Origin of the sequence: Streptococcus infantis, assembly GCF_047464415.1 — a bacterium.
Taxonomy (GTDB): Bacteria; Bacillota; Bacilli; order Lactobacillales; family Streptococcaceae; genus Streptococcus; species Streptococcus infantis_AE.
In genome coordinates this window covers 155068-166279 of sequence record NZ_JASHBX010000003.1, presented here as the reverse complement: position 1 = coordinate 166279, position 11212 = coordinate 155068, and the positions used below count along the sequence as shown (strand labels likewise).

Annotated in this window: 8 protein-coding genes; all 8 read left to right on the top strand. The window is 36.8% G+C overall.

All coding sequences use genetic code 11. The annotated features are described in order from the left end of the window. Nucleotides 1–966: LPXTG cell wall anchor domain-containing protein (locus QM460_RS03085; protein WP_414289214.1), on the top strand; the 966-nt coding region annotated here is incomplete at its 5' end. Between the two features lie 232 nt (nucleotides 967–1198). Continuing rightward, nucleotides 1199–2077, top strand: a complete 879-nt coding sequence (locus QM460_RS03080; RefSeq protein WP_414289213.1) for a glycosyltransferase family 2 protein — start codon at nucleotides 1199–1201, stop codon at nucleotides 2075–2077. Between the two features lie 97 nt (nucleotides 2078–2174). Beyond that, nucleotides 2175–3422: a glycosyltransferase family 8 protein gene (locus QM460_RS03075; RefSeq protein WP_414289212.1), complete on the top strand. Its 1248-nt coding sequence runs from the start codon at nucleotides 2175–2177 to the stop codon at nucleotides 3420–3422. Next, nucleotides 3391–4620, top strand: a complete 1230-nt coding sequence (locus QM460_RS03070; protein ID WP_414289211.1) for a glycosyltransferase — start codon at nucleotides 3391–3393, stop codon at nucleotides 4618–4620. Before QM460_RS03075 ends, QM460_RS03070 begins: the two co-directional genes overlap by 32 nt. Next, nucleotides 4610–5500 carry a glycosyltransferase family 2 protein gene (locus tag QM460_RS03065; protein WP_414289210.1) on the top strand — a complete coding sequence of 297 codons (891 nt, stop codon included), beginning with the start codon at nucleotides 4610–4612 and terminating at the stop codon, nucleotides 5498–5500. The genes QM460_RS03070 and QM460_RS03065 overlap by 11 nt, the downstream gene beginning before the upstream one ends. Nucleotides 5501–5609: 109 nt before the next feature. Further along, a complete protein-coding gene (locus QM460_RS03060; protein WP_414289209.1) occupies nucleotides 5610–8828 on the top strand; it encodes an SP_1767 family glycosyltransferase in 3219 nt (1072 codons plus the stop codon). Nucleotides 8829–8836: 8 nt separating this feature from the next. Next, nucleotides 8837–9844 carry a sugar transferase gene (locus QM460_RS03055; RefSeq protein WP_045763919.1) on the top strand — a complete coding sequence of 336 codons (1008 nt, stop codon included), beginning with the start codon at nucleotides 8837–8839 and terminating at the stop codon, nucleotides 9842–9844. Nucleotides 9845–9972: 128 nt separating this feature from the next. Then, nucleotides 9973–11202, top strand: coding sequence for an accessory Sec system protein translocase subunit SecY2 (secY2, locus tag QM460_RS03050; RefSeq protein ID WP_375555559.1), 1230 nt, complete (start codon nucleotides 9973–9975; stop codon nucleotides 11200–11202). The last annotated feature ends 10 nt before the right edge of the window (nucleotides 11203–11212 follow it).

Sequence of the window (11212 nt, the reverse complement as noted above, 5' to 3'; positions counted from 1 at the left end):
GCAAGCACGTCAGCATCAACAAGCGCAAGCACATCAGCAAGTACATCTGCTTCAACAAGTGCAAGTACATCCGCTTCAACAAGTGCAAGCACATCAGCAAGCACATCTGCTTCAACAAGTGCAAGTACTTCAGCAAGTACATCCGCTTCAACAAGTGCAAGCACGTCAGCAAGTACATCTGCTTCAACAAGTGCAAGTACTTCAGCAAGTACGTCAGCCTCAACAAGTGCAAGTACGTCAGCAAGTACGTCAGCCTCAACAAGTGCAAGTACCTCAGCAAGTACATCGGCCTCAACAAGTGCAAGTACATCTGCTAGCACGTCAGCATCAACAAGCGCAAGTACATCAGCAAGTACATCGGCATCAACAAGTGCAAGCACGTCAGCAAGTACATCTGCTTCAACAAGTGCAAGTACTTCAGCAAGTACATCCGCTTCAACAAGTGCAAGTACTTCAGCAAGTACATCCGCTTCAACAAGCGCAAGCACATCAGCAAGTACGTCAGCGTCAACAAGTGCAAGCACGTCAGCAAGTACGTCGGCATCAACAAGCGCAAGCACCTCAGCAAGTTCATCTGTTGTTACAAGTAAGGGAATGCCAGAAAGCTTGTCACTTGATAGCTTAGATATTGATAGTATTATTACATCGGATTCAATTAGTACATCAGTATCACAATCACTATCATTGTCAACAAGCATTAGTCAATCAATGCCTCATTCTACTTCAACAAGTGCAAGCACCTCAACATCAATGCCTCATTCGGCTTCAACAAGTGCAAGTGCTTCAACATCAACGATTCATTCGACTTCAGCTAGTCAAGCTCCTCAAACTGAAACCACTAAGACACGTAAGCAATTACCAAATACTGGTGAAACTTCATCAATCTCATCTGCTCTCCTCGGAGTTGTAGCAGGTCTAACAGGATTAGGTTTGGTAGCTAAACGTCGTAAACGTGATGAAGAATAAATCTTGCTTTAGATAGCCGAAATAGACTGATTAGGTTGTCGTAAAACCTCCAAAAGTTTTTAACTTTTGGAGGTTTTTATGTTCTTCAAAAGTGAGATGCCATAGTTGCCATGCTTTGTGAAATAGCCTAAAAAATGGTATAATGTATGATGATAGTTTTTAACAATAAGAGTTTCGACTTTTAGAAAATATGCTTATGAATAAATTTTGAAACAAGGATAAAGGAGTAGAATTGGAACATCTAATTAGTGTTGTTATACCTGTGTATAATGTGGAAAATTATTTGGAAGAGTGCATTCAAAGTGTTCTGAATCAGACCTATACAAATCTGGATATAGTTCTAGTAAACGACGGTTCTACAGATGCTTCAGCGGAAATATGTGATAGATTTGCTGAATTGGATAGTCGAGTTCGTGTATTCCACACAGAAAATAGGGGTGCGGCTCTGGCTAAAAATTTCGGTGTTACTCAAGCACTTGGGGAGTATGTCCTTTTTGTAGACTCAGATGATATCGCTGAAAAAAGAATGGTAGATACTTTGTACAGACAAGTGGAAGAGACAGGAGCAGATATCGTAATCGGCAATTATTTTATTTATGATGAGAATGATGGACAGTGTAAATTCTATGTACTAGAAAGAGATTTTTGTATTGAAGAATTATCAGCTCAAGAATTAATTAATCGTCAAGCAGGTTATTGGCATCTAAATGCTTCGGCCTTTATTATGCCTATGTTTAAGCTGTTTAAAAAAGACTTGCTCTTGCAAGTCCCGTTTACGAATGGTCGGCGTTTTGACGATGAGGCAACTATTCATAGGTTGTTTATAAAAAGTCAGAAAACAATTTTTGTAAATGATAATCTTTATATTTATCGTGTTAGACAAGGTAGTATCATGACTTCGCAATTTGATATATCTTGGGTGCAGGATATCTTGCAAGTATTTAGTTTAAAACTTGCGGATCTTGTTCTTGCTGGTATTGATACCAGTGTTATGAGAACTCGTTTTATAAATATCCTGAATGAATATAAGTACTTATGTGAAACTTATAATCTCACAGATACTGATGAGTATAGAGAGATTCTGTTTAGATTAGATTTGTGTAAGAAATAGGCTTGAAAGCCAAATTGATAATAAACAAGAAAAATATGCAGAACTATGAGGGGCTAAGTACCCTTTAAATGAGAAATGAAAGATAGAGGAGAGTAAAATGCAGGGGGATATCACTAACCCAAAAAGAGCTATCGTACTTGGAGCCGATAGCAATTATATGGATAAGGTAGAAACAACTGTAAAGTCAGTCTGTAGCCATAATAGGGATATAAGATTTTATATTTTTAACAGTGATTTTCCCACAGAGTGGTTTCAATTGATGAACAAAAGACTGTCTGTATTAAATTCGGAGATTGTCAATATAAAAATCACGGATGATACAATTAGTCACTTCCATCTTCCTACTCCCCATCTTAGTTCTGCTGCCTATCTTCGATATTTTATTCCAAATTTTGTTTTTGAAAAGAAGGCCCTCTATCTTGATAGTGATATTATCGTAACATCTAGTTTGACAGCATTGTTTGATCTTGATTTGGATGGTTGCCCCCTTGGAGCTGTTCCAGATATTCCTACTACTGATGAGGAGTTTAATTCAGGCGTACTACTAATTGATACGGATATGTGGCGTGAAGAAAATATTTCCAGACAGTTGTTTGAGTTAACTATAGCTCATCATGAACATGTTTATGGGGATCAGGGCATTTTCAATATGCTGTTTAAAGATAGATGGAAACGTTTGGATCTAACCTACAATTTACAAGTAGGTCAAGATGCCCATAGACACTATTTGGGAGATTTCGGCTGGTACGGATTATTTGATGGTATTCCTAATATTATCCACTACACGACGGAAAATAAACCATGGAAGCATTTTCGCTTTAATCGTTTTCGGGAAATTTGGTGGTTTTATTATGGCTTGAATTGGAATGATATCCTCTTGGATTCTTATGTCTTGCAAGAACAATTCGAAAACTTAATTTCACCCATCTCCCAACATGTGAGTGTTTTTACCAATACAGGAGACATCGAGAGTATAGGTTATTTACTTGAAAAATTACCAGATGTCCAATTTCATATTGTAGCTCCAACATATTTTTCTCCTAATGTTATCGAATTGCAACGCTATTCAAATTGTTACATTTATCCATGTGCCGATCCTAAAATGAAGCAAGACATCATAGATAAAACAGATGTCTATCTAGATATTAACTACGGACCAGCTATGGACCAAGTGCTACAGGAGATGGTACGACAAGGTAAGACGATCTACTCATTTGATTCTACCAATCATTTTTCTCACGGGGAAAGCACGATCTTTACAGTTGGTGAGATAGATGAATTGATTAGAAAAATAGAAGAAGGTGGAGATAACAATGTATCAAAAAGTGATCGCTCTTGGAGCTGATATTCATTACCTTGATAAGGTAGAAACCGTGATAAAGTCAGTATCGGTTCATAATCATAAAGTGAAATTTTATGTGTTTAATGACGATTTGCCTAGTGAATGGTTTTTGTTGATGAGAAATCGTTTGAAGGTTATTGGTTCTGAGATTGTCAATGTCAAAAAAACAGCTCATAATCTTCGCGATTTCCACTTGCCGAATGCAATCCTGTCCTATGCGGCTTTCTTTAGATATTTCATTGCAGATGAAGTGATAGAAGATAGGGTTCTCTACTTAGACTCGGATACGATTGTCAATGCAAAACTAGATGACTTATTCTACTTGGATTTACAGGGCTACGCTATCGCAGCTGTTCAGGATTTTGATCAGAGTGGTTGGTTAACAACCTTTAATTCAGGTGTGATGGTGATTGATGCAAAGAAATGGCGAGAAAATCGTTTGACACAAAGTCTGCTAGAGTTGACTGCCCAACACCATGAACATGTCTATGGAGACCAAGGGATTCTCAATATGCATTTCGGCGATCAGTGGCTACATTTGGATAAAGAATACAATTTCATGGTTGGTTTGGATCAATTTCTCCATTTAAGTGGGAATGGGGAATGGTATCAGTCTCACTATTACGGAAATTGTGAACCAAAGATTATCCACTATACCACAGAATTTAAACCATGGACTCATTTGACCTTGACACGTTTTCGTAAGTTATGGTGGTTTTATTATGGTTTGAACTGGAATGATGTATTGTTAGAAACAGATATCATCAGACGTTCATTTACAGAACTGGTGAAGGCTCCCTTATATCATACTTGTATTTTCACAAATAGTGCTGGTCTAGAATCCATAGAATACCTATTATCTGAATTGCCAGAAGTTCATGTTACAATATTAGCTCCAACAGATTTTGCTGAGAGTGTAGTTGATATGCAACGATTTTTGAATCTTTCAATTTATCCGAACTTTAGTCCTTTTAACAAGAAGGAGACCTTGGATAAGATGGATTTCTATTTGGATATCAATCATGGCGGAGTTGTAGGGTCTATTATTGAAGAAATTCATGACAAAAATAAACCAATCTTCGCTTTCGACACTACCAGTCATGACTCAAGTGGAAGAAGTCAGATTTTTTCATCTGCTGAACCAGAGAAAATGGTAGAGGAAATTCGAAAATTTTTAGGAGAAAAACTGAATGGAAAATGAATTGATCAGTGTTATTGTGCCCATTTTTAACGTGGAGAATTATCTTCGAGAATGTTTGGATAGTATTCACCATCAAACCTATGAAAATTTTGAATGTTTGTTAATTGATGATGGCTCCCCAGACAATTCTGCAGAGATTTGTAGAGAATATGTAGCCAGAGACTCGCGTTTTCGTTATTTTGAAAAAGAAAATGGGGGATTATCTTCTGCTCGTAATTTTGGAATCGACATTGCAAATGGAGATTTTGTGGCTTTTGTAGATGGAGATGATATTGTAAATGAGCATCAATTAGAAATCCTTTTTAATAAATTGAAGGAGTATGATGCAGATATAGCCATTGGGAGCTATCATCAATATTCTGAAAAAGACGGCTGCTTTTACATACATTTTACGGATGAAGACTATGTAGAGCAACTTTATGGACGTGATGAACTGATCATGAAAATTCCAGAATTGGAAAAAATTGATTTGTCATTTGTGACAGCTTGGGGAAAATTATTTAAAAAGAAACTGTTTAATCATGTTAGATTCCCTGAGAATAAGTTGGCTGAAGATGCATTTATCATGTATAAATTGTTTTTACAATGTGAAAAAATAATTTTTATAAAGAAAAGTCTTTACACCTATCGTAAGTACGATACTAGTTTAACAGGTTGCAAAATGTCAGAAGAAAAACTTAGTTTTGCTCCCGAAGCACGAATGGAGCGTTTAGCCATATTAGCGGCCTTAGGGTATGATATTAGTGAGCATGCCCGTTGGTATTTGGAAGGATTGAAATTTTCATTATACGAAGCAGGAGAAAATGATTTGGAATCTACGGAAACTGCCCGACGTATTAGGGAAAATGTATATTTTCTTGAACATTATTCAATTAAATAAGGTGGCAAAGTAGTTGTCGAAAATCTAGTGTGGAAGAATGTTAGAAACTATTTTTTAATGAATTTAGTAAATAGTATACTTATACTGGGTAACTCATAAAAGGATTTATATGAAAGCAATTGTTCTTGCTGGAGATAAGAATTATCTTACTCCAATGCTTACGACGATAAAGTCTATTTTGTATTATAATCAACAGGTTAAAATTTATATTCTGCATCAGAATATTCCTAGTGATTGGTTCCATGAACTTAAAATTCAAGTGGAGAAGTTAGGAAGTATTGTAGAGGATGTTTATATTGGTGATACGATTGATTCTGAGTGGAAAACTCGTGCGCACATTTCACCGATAGCTTATGCTCGATACTTAATTCCACGCTTGATTACAGAAGCGAGAGTAGTCTATTTAGATAGTGATATCATTGTCCATGGAGATTTGAGTCCATTATTTGAGTTAGATTTAGGTGACTACTCTTTAGCAGCAGTGAGAGATGCGGATGGAAACGGTTTTAACTCTGGGATGTTAGTGATTGATAGCCCAAAGTGGAGGGAGAAGGATATTACCACTATGCTGTTTGATAAGACAGTAGAGTATATGTCAGGTATTGAACAAGCTACTCCTGAAGGCTTTAATGGAGATCAGACAATCTTTAATTTGGTTTTTCAACATCGTTGGTTGGAGTTGGATAAAAGTTTCAATCTTCAAGTAGGCCATGATTTGGTTGCTTTTTATAGTCACTGGGATTCACATTTTGAATTGGATAAAGCACCCCTTATTATCCATTACACAACTCATCAAAAACCATGGAAAACGTTAATTGGTTATCGTTACTGGGATTTATGGTGGGCTTTTCGAGATGTTAGTTATGATCAGATTGCTGCCCATTATGTAGGACGTTTTACCATTAAAAGAGTTTATGAACGCCACGATACTAATCTGTTTATATTTACAGATAGTCAGGATTTACTCTATATGGAAGAATTGGTTCAGTCACTTCCAGAGGTTGCTTTCCATATTGGTACCTATACAGATATGGGGGACATTCTTCTGTCTTTTGATCAGTATCCAAATGTTTATTTGTACCCTAATATGGTAGGAGTGGTGATTGATGAGATGATTGAGAAGTCAGATGCTTATCTGGATATTCATAAGGGAAGTCCGATGGAATTTATTGTCAATCGCTATATCAGTGCAGGAAAACCAGTATTGACTTTTGATGTGACCAATAAAAATCAGTTAAAGAGAACAGTGGTTCCTTCTCAATCTCCTCTGGAAATGATAGAAGCCATAAAAGAGTTACAGAGAAAAAAAGTTGAAAAAAAAGCAATTGCATTAGCTGCTAATTATCAATCTGCTGATCAGGTGCTAACGACAATCAAATCAATCTGTTGTCATAATCGAGGGCTTCGTTTTTATCTGATGAACAGCGATTTTCCGACAGAATGGTTTTATAATCTTAATCGTAAATTAAAGAAACTAGACTGTGAAATCGTCAATGCCCGTGTTAATGGTTCCCATCTCAACCAATATGTAACAAATGTTCATAAAGAAGCATTTTTACCTTGTTTTATTTCGGATTTTGTTGAGGAAGATAAGGTCCTATATCTGGACTGTGATTTGGTTGTCACAAGAGACCTAAGTTCCCTGTTTGCTGTCGAATTGGGAGACTATCCCTTGGGTGCTGTTAAAGATTTGGGTGGACAAATTTATTTTGGTCAACATATTTTTAATTCAGGTGTGATGCTAATCAATAATCGTCTTTGGAAACAAGAAGAAATACGCAAGCAGCTAATTGAAATGACCAATGAGTTGCATGACAAGGTTGCTCAAGATGTTCAAAGTATCTTGAATATCTTATTTAAAGACCATTGGTTGGCTTTAGACTTTAAATATAATTGTAGTACCTTGCACATGCATTTTTCAGATTATCGACCAAAACCTGGGACTTATCCACCGATTATTCATTATTTGACAGAGAGAAAACCATGGGGATTGTATGAACGCTCCATTTATCGAAATGTTTGGTGGTATTACAATGCCCAAGATTGGTCGGACATGAACGAGGTAACTCCTTATTTGACACAAGAACAGGTGAATCACTACACAGGGATTCAACATTCAGCACTAGTTTATACCTTCTCAAGTGACTTGAGAAATATGGGATACTTGATTGAAAATCTACCAGATGTCAAGTTTTATGTAGCTGCCCCAGTCATGGTAGCTGATAGTATTACAGATCTACTAGCCTACCCCAATGTCTCTGTCTTATCGGATATAGCAGGGCAACCAGCTTTGATTGATAGTTTAGTTGAAGGCTGTGACTTCTTACTGGATATTAATGCTGATATCGAAGTTGACGGGATCGTTGGACGTTTCCAACAAGCAGGAAAACCAGTATTTGCTTTTGAAAGTGTAGCCCATGGTGAGCAAGGTCAGTTCCTCTATGATCAAGAGTATCCGGAAGAGATAGCTCTAGCTATTGAAGCCTACTGTCAAAATGGAGAGCTACCTGTAAAAAAGCTTCAATCCTATCCAAAGGTACTGGATATCCAGCAGAGTCTTGATTATATACTAGAACACCATTCTTCTGTTATTCGCTATGGGGATGGAGAAATGGATATCATGATGGGACACGGGATTCCTTATCAAGACTACGATGTGACACTGGCAGAACAGCTTAGAAATATGATCCAACTAGAAAGTTCACCAGAATTGCTAGTTTGTCTTTCAGATGTTTTTGAAGACTTAGAACGCTACAAGTCAGAAGCTGTCAATTTTTGGCAAATGCATTTGGAGCAATATAAAGAAGCTTATCATAGATTTTGTACAGCAAGCTTTTATGGTTCGACTTTTATATCTCGTCCTTATATGGACCTCAAAGATAAGTCTGCTTCAGTGGCTCACTTTGAAAAATTAAAGAAACTTTGGGATAAACGAGATATCTTGATCGTCGAAGGTGAAAACTCACGTTCAGGAGTTGGTAATGACCTTTTTGACAATGCTCAGTCAGTTGAGCGTATTATCTGCCCTTCTAGAAATGCCTACAGTAAAGTTCAGTCAATTCAAGAAGCGATAGAGAAGCATGCCGATGGTAAAGTAGTATTCTTGATGCTTGGTCCTACAGCTAAGGTTTTGGCTTATCATTTAAGCAAAAAAGGTATACAAGCGATTGATTTAGGTCATATTGATTCCGAATATGAGTGGTTTAAGATGGGAGCAACTTCAAAAGTAAAATTCTCACATAAGCATACCGCAGAGCATAATTTTGATCAAGAAATTCAGCTAGTTGAGGATGAAATTTATAATAAGCAAGTTGTCGTAAGGATTTAAATAGGATTATGAAGATAAATATTACAAATATTTACGGTATGTCTGGTCAGAGTACAGCTTTGATCGCCCAGAATGAAACCGTTAAAATTGCAAGAAAGTTAGACTTTCACGAGCTTGGCTTTTACTTTTACGATATTTATAGTGATAGTCAAGGTGAGTTGAATAGCCGTTTAGATGGTGTCATGGCTCGAGTGGGTTACGGTGATATTGTCGTTTATCAATCTCCATCATGGAATGGTAGGGAGTACGATCAAAATTTCATTAGGAAATGTAAGATTTTAAATACGAAAATTATTACCTTCATTCATGATGTTCCACCCCTTATGTTCCCATCAAATTATTACTTGATGCCTGAGTACATTGAAATGTACAATCAATCGGATCTAGTAGTTGTTCCATCAGAACAAATGAAGGAACGGCTCATTCAGGAAGGATTGACAGTTCAAAAGATTATTATCCAAGGCATGTGGGACCATGTTCATGACTATCCTTTGAGACAACCTGCTTTTCAGAAAAAACTATCTTTTGCGGGTAGTGTGGAGCGTTTTGAGCACTTATCCAACTGGGCTTACTCAACCCCTCTCGATATTTTCTCAGAATCAAATCAAGAGAATCGTAACCCAACAGTTTCCTTTAGAGGTTGGAAAACCGATCCAGAGTTGCTTCTTGCTTTGTCAGAGGGAGGATTTGGTTTAGTATGGGGAACCAGTGAAAATCCAGTGGATGAGGCAGACTACTATCGCTTGAATATCTCTCATAAAGTTAGCACCTATCTTGCTGCTGGAATTCCAGTAGTAGTGCCATCCTATCTCTCAAATGCCAGTTTCATAAGGGAAAAAGGCTTAGGTTATGTAGTGGATAGTTTGGAAGAGGCCAATCGTCTAGTAGAGGAAACAACAGCAGAAGCTTATCAATACATGGTTGAAAATGTATATAAAGTTAGTTATGCCTTGAAAGAAGGCTACTTTACAAAAAAACTATTGATTGATGCAGTGATGCAAGTTTTGGATATCTAGAGCATGATCGTTATGGAATGCCCTCATCCATTAGGATGAGGGAATACCATTATTGGCAAAAGATTTATTTATAGATTTAGCCATTTTTATTAGAATATCTCATTGGTTAAATAAAGTAGGAGAAAAATTTGAAGAAAAAATTGACATCGGTCGTCGTTAAAAGAGTCATGTGGACGATTTCCTTCTTATTTATTTACGTTTTAGGAAGTAGATTGACCCTTCCCTTTGTAAACGTAAATGACACGAATTTTTTGGGTGGAACTACAGCTTTCTTAGCCTTTTCAACTGCTATAACAGGTGGCAATCTTCGGAGTCTTTCCCTATTTTCAGTTGGACTGTCTCCATGGATGTCGGCTATGATTTTGTGGCAAATGTTTAGCATGTCTAAAAAACTTGGATTGGGGAGTTTACCAATTGAAGTTCAAGATCGAAGAAAAATGATCTTAACTTTTGTAATAGCTTTGATCCAATCGTTAGCCATTACCCTAAATCTCCCAATTCAGTCAGGGGTGAATTATGGGTTAGTATTGATTTTGAACGTTTTACTCTTAATTTCAGGAACTTTTTTCTTAGTCTGGTTATCGGATCTGAATTCTTTGTTTGGTGTAGGGGGCTCTCTAGTTATCTTGATGTCTAGTATGGTAGCTAGTATGCCACAAAATATACTCAATAGCATTATAGAATTACAGGTTGGCCCTTTATTTGTTGGACTATTGCTTATACTTTCTCTTACTTTTTTATATATTTCTGTCATCATGCAAAGGGCACGCTACCGCATTTTAGTGAATAAGATTACGATTCACAATCGTTTTAAACGCTATTCTTATTTGGATATTCAGCTAAATCCTGCAGGGGGAATGCCTTTTATGTACGCCATGTCCTTGGTATCTATTCCGCAGTATTTTCTAATGTTACTCCAAGTTATTTTTCCAAATACTTCCTGGATACAGGATTGGATAGGCCAATTTGCAATTGGACGACCAGTCTGGCTGTATACATATATTGTGGTACTGTTTATATTGGGACTTGCTTTCTCTTTTATTAATATGAATGGAGAAGAAATTGCTGAGAAGATGAAAAAATCTGGGGAGTATATCTATAATATATATCCAGGAGAAGAAACAAGCCGTTATATCAATTGGTTGATCTTGCGTTTTGCAGTTATTGGCTCTACTTATACTGTTCTGATGGCAGGATTACCAATGTTGATTGTATTATATGATCCGCGCTATATGCAACTAACGATGCTTCCAGGTTTATTCTTTATTTTTAATGGAATGGTGTTTAATATCAAGGAAGAAATTGATGCCTTGACATTAAATGAGAACTATAGACCACTCTTAGAAATCGATTCATAATTGTGAGGAG

Bases quoted from the DNA above. Each gene is read 5' to 3' on its own strand.
- QM460_RS03070 (WP_414289211.1), top strand. From the start codon at position 3,391: ATGTATCAAAAAGTGATCGCTCTTGGAGCTGATATTCATTACCTTGAT.
- QM460_RS03060 (WP_414289209.1), top strand. From the start codon at position 5,610: ATGAAAGCAATTGTTCTTGCTGGAGATAAGAATTATCTTACTCCAATG.
- QM460_RS03075 (WP_414289212.1), top strand. From the start codon at position 2,175: ATGCAGGGGGATATCACTAACCCAAAAAGAGCTATCGTACTTGGAGCC.
- QM460_RS03055 (WP_045763919.1), top strand. From the start codon at position 8,837: ATGAAGATAAATATTACAAATATTTACGGTATGTCTGGTCAGAGTACA.
- QM460_RS03065 (WP_414289210.1), top strand. From the start codon at position 4,610: ATGGAAAATGAATTGATCAGTGTTATTGTGCCCATTTTTAACGTGGAG.